17 protein-coding genes, 1 tRNA gene and 1 pseudogene are annotated in these 15,367 nt (G+C 68.2%); 9 read left to right on the top strand and 10 right to left on the bottom strand.

The window, feature by feature from the left end; translation table 11 throughout:
- Positions 1-143 precede the first annotated feature (143 nt).
- From ACLJOO_RS03975 to ACLJOO_RS03965, 3 genes are read left to right on the top strand one after another with little or no spacing between them, the layout of a single operon-like run.
- Positions 144-878 (top strand): SDR family NAD(P)-dependent oxidoreductase, encoded by a 735-nt coding sequence (locus tag ACLJOO_RS03975; protein WP_410785433.1) that lies wholly within the window; start codon positions 144-146, stop codon positions 876-878.
- A gap of 12 nt (positions 879-890) precedes the next feature.
- Positions 891-1,514, top strand: coding sequence for an NADPH-dependent F420 reductase (locus ACLJOO_RS03970; protein WP_410785432.1), 624 nt, complete (start codon positions 891-893; stop codon positions 1,512-1,514).
- A gap of 37 nt (positions 1,515-1,551) precedes the next feature.
- Positions 1,552-2,487 (top strand): SDR family oxidoreductase, encoded by a 936-nt coding sequence (locus tag ACLJOO_RS03965; protein ID WP_410785431.1) that lies wholly within the window; start codon positions 1,552-1,554, stop codon positions 2,485-2,487.
- 9 nt (positions 2,488-2,496) lie between these two features.
- Here the strand turns inward: ACLJOO_RS03965 and ACLJOO_RS03960 are convergent.
- The 6 genes from ACLJOO_RS03960 to ACLJOO_RS03935 all read right to left on the bottom strand — a co-directional run bounded on the left by ACLJOO_RS03960 (position 2,497) and on the right by ACLJOO_RS03935 (position 7,412).
- A tRNA-Arg gene (locus ACLJOO_RS03960) sits at positions 2,497-2,569 on the bottom strand.
- Positions 2,570-2,605: 36 nt separating this feature from the next.
- Complete coding sequence (locus ACLJOO_RS03955; RefSeq protein ID WP_410785430.1) at positions 2,606-3,769, bottom strand: hypothetical protein; 1,164 nt, start codon at positions 3,767-3,769, stop codon at positions 2,606-2,608.
- A 219-nt stretch (positions 3,770-3,988) separates the two neighbouring features.
- A complete protein-coding gene (locus ACLJOO_RS03950; RefSeq protein WP_410785429.1) occupies positions 3,989-4,594 on the bottom strand; it encodes an META domain-containing protein in 606 nt (201 codons plus the stop codon).
- The gene (locus ACLJOO_RS03945) at positions 4,591-5,103 is read right to left on the bottom strand and encodes a SigE family RNA polymerase sigma factor (RefSeq protein WP_410785428.1); all 513 of its coding nucleotides are present in this window, start codon (positions 5,101-5,103) and stop codon (positions 4,591-4,593) included. Before ACLJOO_RS03945 ends, ACLJOO_RS03950 begins: the two co-directional genes overlap by 4 nt.
- 257 nt (positions 5,104-5,360) lie before the next feature.
- Positions 5,361-6,668 carry an alpha/beta hydrolase gene (locus ACLJOO_RS03940; protein ID WP_410785427.1) on the bottom strand — a complete coding sequence of 436 codons (1,308 nt, stop codon included), beginning with the start codon at positions 6,666-6,668 and terminating at the stop codon, positions 5,361-5,363.
- Between the two features lie 141 nt (positions 6,669-6,809).
- Entirely contained in the window at positions 6,810-7,412 is a 603-nt protein-coding gene (locus ACLJOO_RS03935) for a hypothetical protein (RefSeq protein WP_410785426.1), read from the bottom strand.
- 213 nt (positions 7,413-7,625) lie between these two features.
- Here ACLJOO_RS03935 and ACLJOO_RS03930 point away from each other — a divergent pair, with 213 nt between their 5' ends.
- From ACLJOO_RS03930 to ACLJOO_RS03920, 3 genes are read left to right on the top strand one after another with little or no spacing between them, the layout of a single operon-like run.
- Positions 7,626-7,766 (top strand): hypothetical protein, encoded by a 141-nt coding sequence (locus ACLJOO_RS03930; RefSeq protein ID WP_165546350.1) that lies wholly within the window; start codon positions 7,626-7,628, stop codon positions 7,764-7,766.
- A complete protein-coding gene (locus tag ACLJOO_RS03925) occupies positions 7,763-8,413 on the top strand; it encodes a hypothetical protein (protein WP_410785425.1) in 651 nt (216 codons plus the stop codon). The genes ACLJOO_RS03930 and ACLJOO_RS03925 overlap by 4 nt, the downstream gene beginning before the upstream one ends.
- 4 nt (positions 8,414-8,417) lie before the next feature.
- Positions 8,418-8,930, top strand: a complete 513-nt coding sequence (locus ACLJOO_RS03920) for a GNAT family N-acetyltransferase (RefSeq protein WP_410785423.1) — start codon at positions 8,418-8,420, stop codon at positions 8,928-8,930.
- A gap of 26 nt (positions 8,931-8,956) precedes the next feature.
- On the opposite strand, the gene mscL is transcribed toward ACLJOO_RS03920, so the two are convergent.
- Both mscL and ACLJOO_RS03910 read right to left on the bottom strand, forming a co-directional pair.
- Positions 8,957-9,346: a large conductance mechanosensitive channel protein MscL gene (mscL, locus tag ACLJOO_RS03915; protein ID WP_410785422.1), complete on the bottom strand. Its 390-nt coding sequence runs from the start codon at positions 9,344-9,346 to the stop codon at positions 8,957-8,959.
- Between the two features lie 116 nt (positions 9,347-9,462).
- Entirely contained in the window at positions 9,463-10,080 is a 618-nt protein-coding gene (locus tag ACLJOO_RS03910) for an SAF domain-containing protein (protein ID WP_410785421.1), read from the bottom strand.
- Positions 10,081-10,131: 51 nt separating this feature from the next.
- Here ACLJOO_RS03910 and ACLJOO_RS03905 point away from each other — a divergent pair, with 51 nt between their 5' ends.
- The gene (locus ACLJOO_RS03905) at positions 10,132-10,338 is read left to right on the top strand and encodes a hypothetical protein (RefSeq protein WP_410787154.1); all 207 of its coding nucleotides are present in this window, start codon (positions 10,132-10,134) and stop codon (positions 10,336-10,338) included.
- A 14-nt stretch (positions 10,339-10,352) separates the two neighbouring features.
- Here ACLJOO_RS03905 and ACLJOO_RS03900 read toward each other — a convergent pair.
- A pseudogene (locus tag ACLJOO_RS03900) lies at positions 10,353-10,493 on the bottom strand (FmdB family zinc ribbon protein); the annotation flags it as partial.
- A gap of 188 nt (positions 10,494-10,681) precedes the next feature.
- Here ACLJOO_RS03900 and ACLJOO_RS03895 point away from each other — a divergent pair.
- Entirely contained in the window at positions 10,682-13,222 is a 2,541-nt protein-coding gene (locus ACLJOO_RS03895) for a penicillin acylase family protein (protein WP_410785420.1), read from the top strand.
- Between the two features lie 133 nt (positions 13,223-13,355).
- On the opposite strand, the gene ACLJOO_RS03890 is transcribed toward ACLJOO_RS03895, so the two are convergent.
- Positions 13,356-13,916 (bottom strand): 5-formyltetrahydrofolate cyclo-ligase, encoded by a 561-nt coding sequence (locus ACLJOO_RS03890; RefSeq protein ID WP_410785419.1) that lies wholly within the window; start codon positions 13,914-13,916, stop codon positions 13,356-13,358.
- Between the two features lie 65 nt (positions 13,917-13,981).
- Here ACLJOO_RS03890 and ACLJOO_RS03885 point away from each other — a divergent pair, with 65 nt between their 5' ends.
- Complete coding sequence (locus ACLJOO_RS03885) at positions 13,982-15,367, top strand: UTP--glucose-1-phosphate uridylyltransferase (RefSeq protein ID WP_410785418.1); 1,386 nt, start codon at positions 13,982-13,984, stop codon at positions 15,365-15,367.

Genomic DNA, 15,367 nt, shown 5'->3' with positions numbered 1-15,367 from the left:
CGCCTCCCGGTCCGGTGATGCCTCCAAGTTATCACCACGGCTGAAATGGGTCTTGGACAGTCGTTCAAACCAATGGCATTGTTCAAAGGGTCGAATGAATTCGGCAATCGGTATTTGATATCCATTAATTCAACGGAGTGATCGTGGGAAAGCTCGATGGCAAGGTCGCGGTGATCACCGGCGGATCCACCGGAATGGCACTGGCCGGCGCCAAACTGTTCGTCGAGGAAGGAGCGCATGTCTTCATCCAGGCCCGGCGGCAGGAAGCACTGAACGACGCCGTCGAGCTGATCGGCCGCAACGTCACCGCCGTCCAGGGTGACGCGGCCGAACTGGACGACCTGGACCGCTTGTACGACACCGTCAAGCGGGAGAAGGGCTCGATCGACGTGCTGTGGGCCAGCGCCGGGATGGGCGAACCCGCCGCCCTCGGCGAGATCACCGAGGAACAGTTCCACCGCGCCTTCTGGCTCAACGCGCGCGGCACCCTGTTCACCGTGCAGAAGGCACTGCCGCTGATCAACGACAACGGCTCGATCCTCATGACCGGATCCAACGCCTCCCTCGGTGCCTTCCCTGGCTGGAGCCTTTACGCGGGAAGCAAAGCCGTCCAGCAGGCCTGGGCCCGCGTCTGGCTCAACGAACTACGCGACCGCAAGATCCGGGTGAACGTCCTGACCCCCGGCCAGGTCGCCACCGCCAAACAGGAAGAACTGTTCGACGAGGCCACCAAGGCCGCATTCGAGTCGCTCATCCCGCGGGGAGCTATGGGCCGGCCTGAAGAAATCGCCACCGTCGCCCTGTTCCTCGCCTCCGACGACTCCAGCTACGTCAACGGCCTGGAACTCGTCGCCGACGGCGGCACCACCGCTATCTGAAAGGCACACCTCATGAGCAGCATCACCCTCATCGGTACGGGGAACATGGCCCGCACCATCGGCACGCTCGCAGTGACCGGCGGCAACTCCGTCGAGGTCATGGGACGCGATCAGTCCAAGGCCGAGGACGTGGCCAAGGCTCTGGGCGGCGGTGCGACGACGGGCAAGTGGGGCGCCGTACCGGCCGGGGACATCGTCATCACGGCCCTGCTGTACGACGGTGTCGTTCCGGTCGTCGCGGAGTACGGAGACGCCCTCGCGGGCAAGGTCATCGTCGACATCAGCAACCCGTTCAACGCCACGTTCGACGGACTGGCCTACAGCGAAGAAACCTCGGTCGCGCAGGAAGCCGCCAAGGTGGCACCGGCCGGCACCAGCGTGGTGAAGGCGTTCAACACCATCTTCCGCAATGTCCTGGAGAACGGCCGGCCCAACGTCTTCATGGCCGGCGACAATGCGCAGGCCAAAGAAGGTGTGGCGGAATTCATCGAGAGCCTCGGTCTGCGCCCGCTCGACGTCGGCGGCCTGAAGATGGCGCACTGGCTCGAAGGAATGGGCCTGGTCACTATGGGCCTCGCCGGCAACGGGGTTGGCCACTGGGACTTCGCCCTCGGCGTCAACGAATTCACAGGCTGAGCGCACCCGCACCACATCAATCACAAGGAGCAGTAGCGTGCGCGTTTTCGTCACTGGCGGGACCGGCCATTCCGGTTCGTACATCATCCCCGAGCTCATCGCCGCCGGGCACGAGGTCACCGGCCTGGCCCGGTCGGACACGGCCGCGGCGGCGCTGTCCGCGCTCGGCGCGAAGGTGCGTCGTGGCGACCTCGAGGATCTCGACGGGCTCAAGGAGGCGGCCGCGGATTCCGACGGCGTCATCCACGTCGCGCACAGGCAAGACCTGCTTCCGTCCGGCGGGATCGACGCCGTGGCCGCTGCGGAGCTCCCGATCATGCTCGCGTACGGCGAGGCACTCGCGGAGACCGGAAAGCCGCTGGTCGTAGCGGGGAGCATCGGCTCGCCCGGGAACCTGGGCCGACCGGCCACCGAGGCGGACCCGGCCCTTGCCGTCGGCGATGAGCACAAGGGCACCCTCCGGGCTCGCAATGTCGTGGAAACCGCCGTAGTCGGCCTGGCCGAGCGGGGAGTGCGATCCTCAGTCGTGCGGATCGCCAACATCGCGCACAGCACGACCGATCGTGCCGGCTTCCTCCCCACGCTGATCGCACTAGCGAAGCAGAAGGGCTTCGCCGGCTACCCCGGAGACGGCGCGAACCTGTGGAACGCCGTACACGCCCGCGATGTCGCGTCCTTGTTCCGCCTGGCGCTGGAGAAGGGCCCGGCTGGCAAGTATTGGCACGCGGTCGGGGACGGGGCCATCCCGCTCCGCGAGATCGCCGAGGCCATCGGCAACCGCCTCGGCCTGCCCGCCGTGAGCGTACCCCTGGACGAACTGATGCTGCCGGGACACTTCGGGTTCCTCGCGAACATCGTCACGCAGACCTACCCGGCATCCAACCTCACCACCCGCCAGACCCTCGGCTGGCAACCCGCCCAGCCCAGCCTGCTCGCCGATCTGGACAACGGCCACTACTTCCCAGCCACCTGACGACCAGAGTGCCCCCGGCAGGATTCGAACCTGCGACGCACGGTTTAGGAAACCGACGCTCTATCCCCTGAGCTACGGGGGCGCACGCGGGGACAGCTTAGCGGAGTTGGGGGGTGGGTCAGCCGGTCAGGGCGGTGACGCCGAGGTGGCCGGTGATGGAGTTGTAGCGCTCGGCGTAGAGGGTGGTGCAGCGGGAGGCGGCGCAGCCGGCGCCGGCGAAGGCTATGCCTCGGATGGTGGCAGAGCTGGTGCCGCGGCGGGAGTAGACGGGGCCGCCGGAGTCGCCGCCGACGATCGCGACCAGGCCGCCGCGGGTGGCGCGGATGACGTACGTCGTGCACCCGTCGGTGTCGCAGTACTTCGCCGACGTCGAGCGGACTGTGAGGCTGCAGAGCGACGTACTGAAGCTGCCGGACTGGCAGATCACCGTTCCGACGCCAGGGTCGCCGCCGCCGGTGACGGTGCGCGTGTTGGCGGTGTCACCGGGGCCGTCGGTCCAGATCTTGGCGCCGTACGCGCTGCCGGTGACCAGCGACTGGTCGTAGTCCGGGTAATTGGTGCGCACCGTTGTGGTGCCGTAGTAGTTGGTGCCCGACTTCCAGACCGTGCCGGGGCCGCCGCAGTGGCCTGCGGTGACCGAGCCGCGCTGGCCGTTGGAGCGCCGTACGACGGAGAAGCCGGCGGAGCAGTTCTTGAGCGCGGACGTGATCCGCGCACCGCCCCAGTGGCCGCCCTTCGGGGTGTCGCTCAGCCGGGAGGTGCGTGCGAGCGAGCCGGCGACGAGCTGTACGCCGGGCAGGTCGCGGAGCCCGGCCAACGACGCGGGGGAGGTGGTGGCCTGGTCGTACTCGACGACGACGTTCTCACTCACCGGGTCGAGATCGACGGCGTACGTCGTACGCGACGCGTCCGAGGACCACGAGCGGTCGCCGACTGCGTTCCAGGCGTCGGCGATCGACTGCGCCGAACGGCAGCTGCGTTCCACCTTCACCAACGGCTTGCCGGCCGCGGGCAGGTTGCGGCTCATCGCGGACTGGTACTTCTTCGCGTCCAGCTTCGCGGAGTCCACAACCACCTTGTAGCCGGTCGTGGCCGAGCCGACGACGCCGATGACGCCCTGGCTGAGCCCGTACGGCAGGCCGGACTTTGGCCGACCGGTCGCGTCCAGCGGTTCGAGGGAACGGACCGCGGCGGAGATGCCGTCGCCGAGCGACTCACCGAGCGGTCGCGCGTCGGACGCGGACGTCGGCTGCGCCAGCCGCGTCGCGTCGGTCGAACTCATGCTCGGTTGCGCGTGGGAACACGCCGCGGCACCCGTCACGGCACCCGAGGAGGGTGCGGTGAGGGCGACTGCGAAGAGCGAGATGGAGCCGAGTGTGACTAGCGGGACGGTGACAGAGAGTCGCACAAAGCTCCCCAGATCGGTGGACCAAACCACTAGATGGTCCGTTCAAGAACTCCGTTCCGTCAAGACCTGGTCACCGTCCGCGAACAGATTTGACTACCGTGCGCGAGCGTAACTCGCAAGTTGACGCCCGTCGGCCCCGAAGAACTGCAGCGTGTCGGCGCTGATCGCGATCCGCTTGGTGGCGTGCAGTACGCCGGTGTGCGGCACGTTCTCGCAGCCGACCAGGTGTTGCGGTCCGGACGTCGCGCTGAAGGCGCCACGCTGACCGATGCTGTACGTCCCCTGGAGCCCGTTGCAGCCGTCGGAGCCCGTCCACGTCCCGTCCGCCTTGAACACCAGCACCGGGTCGTCCGGCCGGGCGGCCTGGAGTGTCTTGGCGCCGACCATCTGCGTCGGTCGCCAGGTGCCGGCCACGGTCTGGGCCGAGACCACCTGTGGTGTCGCACTCGCCGAGGGGGTTGTCTGCCCGGAGGCGACCGGCGGTTGCGTCGGCTGGTTCCGCGACCCGGCCAGCCCGAACCCGGCGACCGCGATCGCAGCCACCGCGACGGCGGCAGCGCCGGAGACGATCCAGGTACGCCGCTGCGCGCGACGGGCGCCCGTGGTGGCGCGCTCGGTCAGGTCCACGGCCTCCGGCACCGAGGCCGCGGCGCGTTCGAAGGTACCTCGCAGGTCATCCTCGAGATCGGTGTTGCTCACGACAACCTCTCATCAACACGGTTGGATTCGCCGGCCCCTGAGTAGGCCGGCCGCCGCCGGAGCGAGGCGAGCGCCCGGCTCGCGGTCGCGCGCACGGAGGACGGTTTGATGCCGAGCACCTCGGCGATCGTCTGGTCGTCCAGGTCCTGGTAGTAGCGCAGGACCAGAACGACCCGTTCCCGGGCGGACAGCGTCGCCAGCGCGCGCCACAGGTCGTCTGAGTTGGCGACATGCGTGGCGTGGTCGGGCACGGTGCGCTGCGGTTCGAGGTCGGCCGTCGGCGCCTCGGTGAACGAGCGCCGGCGCGTCATCGACAGGTACTCGTTCACCAGGATCCGCCGGACGTAGTGATGCGGATCGTCCGCGTTGCGCACCTTCCGCCAGGACCGGAACGCCTGCATCAGCGCGATCTGCGCCAAGTCCTCCGCGCGCTGGTAGTCGCCGGAGACCGTGAACCCGAGCCGCACCAGTTCCTGTCCACGGGCGGACACGTACTCCTCGAACTCCACTCGCCACTCCCTGGCTGGGCGTACAACTCCTCACACCTATTAGACGCATCCAGTCGCCCACGTGCTGCAACCGTTCCCACACAGTTCGATCTCTAGGGGGTGTCTGATGGTTCCACGCCTACTGCGGGGCACTCGGCACGGCACCTCGCCGCACGGGGGCAAAGGCCACGATGCTCCGCATCGAGACCTTCGCCCCCGCGCGCCGATGCACCGCACCGAGCACCTCCTCGCGACGGCGTGGAACCATCAGACACCCCCTACTCCAGCAGGAACTCCCGCACCGCCGCCTTTCCGCGTGGGTCGCGCTGCACGCTGTGTCCGCTTCCCGGTACGACGACCAACTCGGCGTCCCGTGCGTGCGCCTTCTCCCACCTGGCCCAGTCGAGTGGGCAGAACAGGTCGTTGCTCCCGTGCAGGATCAGTGTGCGCGGCGTCAACTCCTGTCCGGCCGGGTACGTCGACACGCGGTCGGCCGGCCAGCGTAGACAGCCCTGGATCATCAGCTGGTCGCGTGCGGTCGCCAGGTCGTACGGATACAGCTGCTTCGGGTCCAGTCGGCGTACCGCGTCGTCGAGGGCGGTCTTGCGGTCGGGCTTGCCGGACCAGGGGAAGCGGAGGTCCGAGCAGAGCGTGGCCATGTGCAGGCCCGCCGACAGCGTGTCGTAGGACAGGCCCTTGCTGGTGGTCCTCTGGAGCAGCTCCTTCAGACCGGTGTCGTCGCCGTTGCGCGCGGAGTGCAGGATGGCTGGGATTCCCTTGAGGGACGGGTTCACCGAGTTGAGGCTCGCGACTGCCAACGTCTCCATCAGGTCGGTGCCGCTGACGCCGTGCTGCACCAGCCACGCCAGGTCCGCAACAGGATCCGTCGTACACGCCGGATCCTGGCCGCAGGCGGCCTTGAGGACACCGGCGCTCGCGGCCATCAGATCCACACCCATCGGGTCGAATCCCTTGTGCGGTACGACGGAGTCCAGCACGAGCGCCTGCACGTGGCCGGGGTACTTCAGCCCGTACTGCGCCGCAGTGAAGCTGCCGTACGACGTCCCGTCGAGCGTCAGCCGATCAACCTTGAGGAACTGACGCAGCTGCTCGATGTCGTCGACGGTGTCAGGCGTTCCGTAGTACCCGGCACTGGAACCGATCTTCTGGGCGCACTCGTCCACGGCCGTGGACGGTGGAGTCAGGAAGTCCGAACCGCCCACAGTCTCTTGTAGAGAAGAGCAATTGATGCCGTCGGGACCTGTGCCGCGCTGGTCGAACATGACAAGTCGGTACTCGCGCAACACATCAGGGTGCACGTTGCGCCGCAGGTTGGGGAGGAGCGGTACGCCGGGCTGGCCGGGGCCGCCGGTGAGTAGCAGGAGGACGCCGCGGGACGCGTCGACGTTGTCGGCGGCGATGACGGCGAGGTCGAGCGACGGGCCGTCCGGGCGTTGCCGGTCGAGCGGGACGTGCAGCGTGCTGCAGGTGAAGCCCGGCGTGCAGGGTGTGTTCTTGTCGGCTGCCGGAGCCGAGCAGGCGGTGCAGGCGAGTGCGAGTGTGCACAGCAGCCGGATCGTTCGCATGCGCCCTCCCTCAGTGCGAGGGTGCGGCACACGCGGCGGCTGCCGCAACCTGCCTCGCGGGTCGACCTCGAAAGGGACCCGCAAGGCAGGCGCGGATTGACCCCACTTCGGACGGCTTCGGGGTGCGCGTCCGGCGCGGGGTCAGCGCAGGCCGAGCGACTTCGTCAGCTCGGCGGTCACCTGGCGCGGCGCCGGCAGTGCGCCGGGCTTGCCCTGACCTTCCAGCGAGGTCGCCACCAGACGGTGGCAACCGAAGGATTCAGCGGTGAAGGACAGTACGCCGCGGTCGTTGTCGGTGAACCGCAGCACGTACGTGGGACCGAGTTCCTTGGTGCACATGCTCGGCTTCTTCGCGACGGGTTTCGCCGCGTTGACCAGGGCGAACAGGTCGGTCGCCTGCTTGCCCATGCGCTTGGTGGTGGTCGTCGCGTAGTTCTGCCCGGTCGCCTGTGCGTCGTACTGGCAGATCGTCACGCTGACGGGGTTGAACTTCGAGGTGGCCGCGCCCTGTCCCCACACCGCCTTGTCGGTGGCGGCGCGGACGGCCGTGATGGTCTCGGGGCAGTCCATGCTCGGCGTACCGCTGGGGCTGGCTGACGGGGTCGGCGACGGGGTGGTCGGCGACTGGGTGGGCTGGGCGGCGGGCGGGGACGAGGCGTCCTCGGTGCCGCAGGCGGCGGCAACTCCGAGCACAACCACGACAAGCGTCGCACCGATCAGGCCCCGTGTCCGTTGTGCACTCACGACTCGGTCCTTCCGGGTTGGCAAGGTCCACCATCATGGTGGAACGGGGTCACACCGCGCGTGCCGGAACATCACGGCGGCGCGTCTATCCGGTCACGCCGCGGGATCGATCCCCAACCGTGGCACAGCTGTAACGTGCGCGCACTGTTCGCCCCGCCCTCCGTGCGGCTGCCGATCTACTGGCGAACCCCGTCGAGTCGGTAATCTGGAGGTATGACGAGCCCGTACGAAGACGACGAGCCGCTGTTGCCGGAGCAGACCCGCGACGACGACCCGCGGACCTGGGGTGACAACGACTTCGGCAGCGACGACGACGAGCGCATCCTGAACGAGGTCCCCCCGCACCACGGATGACCGCGTCGGTGTTCCTTGTCCACGGCGGCCTCTGGGACGCCATGGACGCCGAAGCGTTCTGGGGTACGACGGGAATCACCGACGGCCTGTCCGCGGCGCTCGCGCCGGACGGCATCGAGGTGCTGGCGCCGGACCGGCCGCAGCGAGCCACCGCGTGGGACATCGAGGTCGCGGCGCTGGGTGAACAGGTGGCGAAACGTTCCGGACCGGTAAGAATCGTTGGAGCCTCCAATGGATGTACGGTCGCGGTCCTGCTGACGTTGAGGTTTCCGGAGTTGGTCGATCGCCTCGTCCTCGCCTGGCCCGCGACCGGCGACGACGCCGCCGCGAACGAGCGTGCGCACGCCGGGATGGTGCATCGCGGGTGCCCGCCGGCGGCCGCGGACGAACTGCTCGCGGGCGGCATCCTGCGGGGCGTGACGGACGAACAGGTGGCGTCGCTGACCCGAATTCCGGTGGCGGTCCTGCCGTCGGTACCGGAGAATCCGTCGCATCAGCGGAAGACGGTCGACGCCTTGCTGCGGTCGATCCGGGGGAGTCGAGAGCTGGCCGGGTGTCCCGAACCGCCGACGCCCGCCTTCCGTACGAACAACGACCCGCCGTACCTGGATCAGCTGCTGCGAACGATCGTGGAGTTCGTCAACTGAGGGGATGAGCGTGGAGCTTCGGGGGTTCGACGACGAGTACGGCGTGCAGGTCGCGGGCTGGGCAGGGAACGCGATGGAAGTGGCCTTGCTGTCCGGGCGGGTGGTCTACCCGTTCCCGGAGGAACTGCGGGCGAGTTGGCGGAAGGTCGACTCGGACATCCACTCCTATCTGCTGTTCGACGGCGATCGGCCGGTCGGGTACGGCGAGGTCTGGCTCGACGACGAGGAGGACGAGGTAGAACTCGCCCGGATCATCGTGGATCCGAAGGTCCGTGGTCGTGGGGTGGGTGGTGAACTCGTGCGGGCACTGCTCGGGCCTGCCCTGGAGGCCGGTTATTCAGAAGTGTTCGTGCGGGTCCGTCCGGAGAACGCTCCGGCGATCCGGGCCTACCACCGCAGTGGCTTCGTCGACGTCCCCGCCGCCTTGATGGAGGAGTGGAACGACGGCCAGCCGGTTCCGTACCGCTGGATGCGTTATGCCGGTGAGCAGGTGGGCGCCGCCGAGCTCAGGGGCTGAGGTTGTGCGCCCACCTGCTGAGGCGGTTACGACTGGCGGGTGCTCAGCAGGTCCCGGATCTCGGTCAGCAGTTCCTGTTCGGTGGTCAGCGGGTCCGGCTCCGGCTCCTGCCCGCGCTTGCGGCGCTCGGCCAGCTTGTTCAGCGGCATCACGATGAAGAAGTAGATGGCAGCGGCCACGAACAGGAAGTTCAGCGCCGCGTCCAGGACCAGGCCGATCGAGAACTTCGCCTTGTTGATCTCGAAAGCCCACACTCCGGCCAGATTCGTCTTGCCGAAGATCGCCGCGATCAGCGGGTTGATCAGACCGTCCACCAACGCGGTGACGATCTTCCCGAATGCTGCGCCGATGACGACGGCGACGGCGAGGTCGACGACGTTGCCGCGCATCACGAATTCCTTGAAGCCCTTGAGCATGTGGTGCCTCCACGAAGCGGGTGGTTGTACCCGGACAACGTAGGGCTGCACCCTTGTCAGGGCGAGGGACCGCGCCGGAAGGCGACACATCGTGCCGACACAATCTCGAAGAGTGATCAGCTCGTGTCCGGCGTCAGGGCCACGGTGATCCGTGAGTTCGAACTGGCCTGGGCCAGTCGGGTCGCGACTTCGGGTGTGGTCGCGACCACGATCAGCGCGCCGGACGTGGTCGATCGAGGCGTTGGCAGGGCGACCACGGGCACGGCGCGGGCGAGTTGGCTCGCGGCACCGGCGGTCGTGCTGTCGGCGGCGTACAGATTGATGCGGTCGCCGACCCGGAGGAGCGCGGTGATGTCGGCGTCGTCGACGCGGAACGGGTAGGCGAGCGAGCCGGGCGGCACAGCGGGTGGCGCCAGGAATCTGGCGTCGGTGAGTGGTTCGCCGGCTCTGACCGGCCCGCTGAGCACGCGACTTGTCAGTTCGCTACCGGGTCTGAGCGCACCGGCGGGCACGGATCCGGGCGGCAAGTCGACGGTCCGCAGGTCGGCGCGCGTCGGGGCGACGCCGCCGGTGAGGTCGCGCGCGGCGGCCAGCACCGCGACCGTCGGTGGCGGTGCGGGGGAGAGGGCGAGAAGTCCGAAGTACACGGCGGCCGCGGCGGCGACGCCGGCGAGAAGCCGACGGTGCCACCGGGCGGCACGCAGCAGGTCACGAAGCAGGGAAGGGATTTTCATGCCGGAGAAGGTACGAGTTTTTCCGGCAGCCGCCCTTCAGTTATCCACAGGGTGCGCGGTCAGGCCGCGCTGGTGCCCGACGACGAGCTGCTCGACGACGTACCCGAAGAGGACGAACCCGAGGACGACGACCCGGACGAGCCGTTGGACGACGACCCGGAGGACGTGGAGCCCGACGAGGACGGGGACGACCCGGACGACGACTCGGACTTCGCCGGCACCGAGCTCTTGCCGGACGACCGGCTGTCGTTCCGGTAGAAACCGGAACCCTTGAACACGACGCCCACGGCGTTGAAGACCTTGCGCAGGTTGCCCTGGCAGTTCGGGCACACGGTCAGCGCATCGTCCGTGAAGCTCTGGCGCACCTCGAGCGCTTCGCCACAGTCGGTGCACTGGTACTGGTACGTCGGCACGGTCGGTTCCCTTCAAAGCCGCTGGCACTCCTACTACCCGACTGCTAATAATGCGCCAGCGGACCGAAGTATTCCAAACCCGCCCTCGCCTACCTCAACTCTGCGTCCCTGTCCAGCCGACGCAGAGCAACGCAAAGTTGTGAGGGACCCCATTTGGGGTGGGCGGGGGGATTCTCTACGGTTGGTCCGTGCCACGCCTGCTTCGAGTCGTCGTCATCAGCGGAATCGCCCTCGCCACGGTCCTCCTGGTGATCGCCGGTACCGTCGTCTTCGTCGTCCGCCACTCGTTCCCGACGTACGACGGAACGATCGAGCTGAACGGCCTGGACGCCGAGGTCAGCGTGGTCCGGGACACCAACGGAATCCCGCAGATCTACGCCGACACCCCGGCCGACCTGTTCGCGGCGCAGGGGTACGTGCACGCGCAGGACCGGTTCTTCGAGATGGACTTCCGCCGGCACGTCACGTCGGGCCGGTTGAGCGAGCTGTTCGGCAAGACCGCGCTCGAGACCGACAAGTTCGTCCGGACCCTCGGCTGGCGGCGGGTGGCGGAGAAGGAACTGCCGCTGCTCAGCCCGACCACCCGGCAGTACCTCGACGACTACGCGCGCGGCGTCAACGCATACCTTTCCACGCACAGCGGCTCCGGCCTCAGCCTCGAGTACGGCGTCCTGTCGCTCCAGCCCGGCGGGCCGAAGAACTACACGCCGGAGCCGTGGACCGCGGCCGACTCGTTGTCCTGGCTGAAGGCGATGGCGTGGGACCTAGGCGGCAACCTGGACGAGGAGGTCACTCGGACGAAGCTGCTGGCTGCGATGCCGGCGCGCAACGTCGAGAGCCTTTACCCGCAGTACCCGTACGACCGGAACCAGCCGATCCTCTCTGCCGGCTCGATCGGCAAGGACGGCAAGTTCACCACCGCTCAGGTCAGCACCGAGCTCCGGCGGGGCATGCTCACGCAGGACCTGCTCAAGTCCCTTGACTCGGTGCAGAAGGTCGCGAAGGGTCTGCCCGAGCTGCTCGGCCAAGGGGACGGCGTCGGGTCGAACTCCTGGGTGGTCTCCGGCGACCACACCACCACCGGCAAGCCGCTGCTGGCCAACGACCCGCACCTCGGCGCGACCATGCCGGGGATCTGGACGCAGGTCGGCCTGCACTGCAACAACGTCGGCAAGGAGTGTCCGTTCGACGTCTCCGGCTTCAGCTTCTCCGGTCTGCCCGGTGTGGTGATCGGCCACAACAACGCGATCTCCTGGGGCTTCACCAACCTCGACCCGGACGTCCAGGACCTGTACCTGGAGCGGATCGAGGGCAACAACGTCCTCTACAACAACAAGTGGCGCGCGATGGCCACCCGCGAGGAGACGTTCAAGGTGGCCGGCCAGGACGAGCCGGTGAAGATCACCGTCCGCGAGACCCGGCACGGTCCGCTCATCTCGGACGTCGACGAGGACGACCGCAAGGTGGGTGAGTCGGCTGCGGCGCAGGCGAAGTACCCGACGGCGTACGGCGTCGCGCTGCAGTGGACCGCGCTGAACCCGGGCCGGACCGCCGACGCGCTGTTCGCGATCAACACCGCGCAGAACTGGACCCAGTTCCGCGCCGCCGCGCAGCAGTTCCAGGTGCCCTCGCAGAACCTGGTGTACGCCGACACCGACGGCCACATCGGCTACCAGGCGCCAGGACTCATCCCGATCCGCACCACCGGTCGCGGCGACTGGCCGGTGCCGGGCTGGGATCCGAAGTACGCCTGGAAGGGCTATGTCCCCTTCGACGCGTTGCCGAGTGAGTTCGACCCGGCGGACGGCATCATTGTCACCGCGAACCAGGCGGTCGTGCCGAACACGTACCCGTACTACCTGACCAACTCCTGGGATTACGGCTACCGCTCGCAGCAGATCCTCGACCGGATCAAGGAGGCGGGAAAGCTGGACGCGAACGCGATGGCGTCGATCCAGCTGGACACCAAGAGCAAGGCCGCCGAGATGCTGGTGCCGTACCTGCTGCGGATCAGCATCGACGACGCGTTCGACAAGCAGGGCCAGGACGTCCTGCGGAACTGGGACTTCACCCAGCCGCCGGACTCGGCGGCCGCGGCGTACTTCAACGTGGTCTGGCGCAACCTGCTCGCCCTGACGTTCCACGACCAGCTGCCAGAAGGCACCTGGCCGGACGGCGGCTCACGCTGGTTCGAGGTGATCCACACGCTGATCGGGCAGCAGAACAGCGGCTGGTGGGACAACATCGGGACGCCGCAACGGGAGAGCCGGGACGACATCCTGCGCGAGGCCCTGGTCAACGCGCGGACCGAGATCACGCAGAAGATGGCCCGGGAGCCGTCCAACTGGCAGTGGGGCCGGTTGCACAGGCTGACGCTGACCAACCAGACCCTGGGCAAGTCCGGGATCGGAGCGGTCGAGAAGATCTTCAACCGCGGCCCGTACGAGCTCGGCGGCGGTACGTCGATCGTCGACGCCACCGGCTGGGACGCCGCCGAGGGGTACGAGGTGACCGCGACCCCGTCGATGCGGATGGTCGTGGACCTGTCGGACTTCGACAAGTCCCGCTGGGTCAACCTGACCGGTGTGTCCGGCCACGCGTTCTCGTCGAACTACACCGACCAGACCGAGCTGTGGGTCAAGGGCGAAACCCTCCAGTGGGCCTACACCAAGGGCGCCGTGGAGGCCACCCGCAAACACTCCCTGACCTTCACCAAGCCGGACCGCTAGCGGCGGCCACCTGCGAACGGCATGGCGCGCCACTGGGTGGCGAACATGCGGATGCCGTCGGCCAGGGCTGGAAACTGCGGGACCCAGTCGGGTCGGTGAGCGTGCGGCCGTCGCTGCGGCTTGGATCGCGGTCTCAGTCATCCGCCGATCCTCGCAGTGGGATCAAGTGGTTTGGGGTCAGTGCTGCGTCCACCGGCCTGTCGTGGGGGTCGGACGGTAGGGCGTCGACGATCTCTGAGTCGTACACGGCGGCCCAGACCGGCGTACCAGGGCGGACGCGGGCGAGGGCACGGTCGTACGAGCCGCCGCCGCGGCCGAGGCGTACGCCGTCGTGGGTGACAGCCACGGCCGGGCAGATGACCAGGTCGGCGGTGGCGATCGCGTCGGAGCCCAGGTCGGTCGGCGGCTCGGACAGACCGAGCCGGCCAGGCACGAGGTCGGCCGCACCGGGTGCAACACCCCAGCCCAGGTCGTTGTCGGCGTACAGGATCGGCAACAGCACCTCCCGGCGCGTCGCGAGCAGCCAGTCGATCAGTGCACCGGTCTGAGGTTCAGGTCCCATGGACACGTAGAGAGCGACGCGGTACACCTCGGGCAGCACCTGTTGGGCGCTCGCCAGCAGTCCGTCCGCGTGCGGCCGCAGCCTGCGCGCCTCCAGGAAGTGCTGCCGCGCCACGGCCTTCGTCTGGAACACGTTCTGATCGTAAGAGCGTGACGCGCGCAACACTGGGATTACCTGCCGTCCCCTAGGGTTGGTGCATGGGTGAGGTGGGTCTCAGACAAGCGCAGGAGAAGATGCGCGCGGCCGGTGCTGCCGACGTCGCGATACGTGTCTTCACGCACTACTACCGGCTGCTCGAGTCCGGACAGCAGGGAAAGATCCGCGAGGACGACATCGAGCCGGTGGGCGACCTGCCGCACCTGGACCACCTTGATACCGACCCGGAGGCGCTCCGCGCGGCGCTGGCCGAGACGGTGGTCATCAAGCTCAACGGCGGCCTCGGTACGTCGATGGGCGTCACCGGCCCGAAGTCCGCGCTGCCGGTCAAGGACGGGCTGAGCTTCCTGGACATCATCGCCCGCCAGATCCTGAGCACCCGGCGCGCGTACGACGTACCGCTGCCGCTGGTGCTGATGAACTCGTTCCGCACCAAGACCGAGTCACTGCAGATCCTCAGCGAGTACGACGGACTCGCGGTGGACGGCCTGCCGCTCGACTTCCTGCAGAACATGGAGCCGAAGCTGCTCGCCGACAACCTGACGCCGGCCGAGTGGGAGCCGGACCCGGAGCTCGCCTGGTGCCCGCCCGGGCACGGCGACCTGTTCACCGCGTTGGTTGCCTCGGGCACCCTCGACGCGCTGCGGGAGCACGGTTTCCGGCACGCGTTCATCTCGAACGCGGACAACCTCGGCGCCACCGCGGACCCGCGGATCGCGGCCTGGATGGCGGAGCACGACGTACCGTTCGGGATGGAGGTCTGCCGGCGGACGCGGTCCGACCGCAAGGGCGGGCACGTCGCGGTGCGGAAGTCCGGCGGGCGGCTGATCCTGCGGGACAGCGCGCAGGTGGCCGACGAGGACACGCAGTACTTCCAGGACGTCACCCGGCACCGGATGTTCAACACGAACAACCTGTGGATCGATCTGGACCGGCTCGCCGAACTGATGGACGGGCACGACGGGATCCTCGGGCTGCCGATCCTCGTGAACCGCAAGACCGTCGATCCGGCCGACCCGTCGTCGCCGAAGGTGATCCAGCTGGAGACCGGGATGGGGACCGCGATCGAGACCTTCGACGGGTCCCAGGCGGTGATCGTGGACCGCAGCCGGTTCAAGCCGGTGAAGACGACGAACGACCTGCTGGTGCTGCGCTCGGACGTGTACGAGCTCGACGAGACCGGCGACCTGACCACGACCCACGAGGGCGACGAGCCGTACGTCGACCTGGACCCGGAGTACTACAAGATCCTCGCCGACTTCGACGCGCGGTTCCCGGCCGGGTCGCCGTCCCTGGTCCGGGCCGACCGGCTGGCGGTGCGCGGCGATGTTGCCTTCGGCAAGGATGTCGTGGTGATCGGGGACGTCGAGGTGACGGCGCCGGACGGTGAGCGCCTGGTGGTCCCGGACGGGACCGAACTGCGTTGA

The sequence above is a fragment of the Kribbella sp. C-35 genome, from assembly GCF_046549195.1.
Lineage (GTDB): Bacteria > Actinomycetota > Actinomycetes > Propionibacteriales > Kribbellaceae > Kribbella.
The sequence above is the reverse complement of the archived record's forward strand: the minus strand, read 5'-3'. Positions and strand labels throughout refer to the sequence as shown.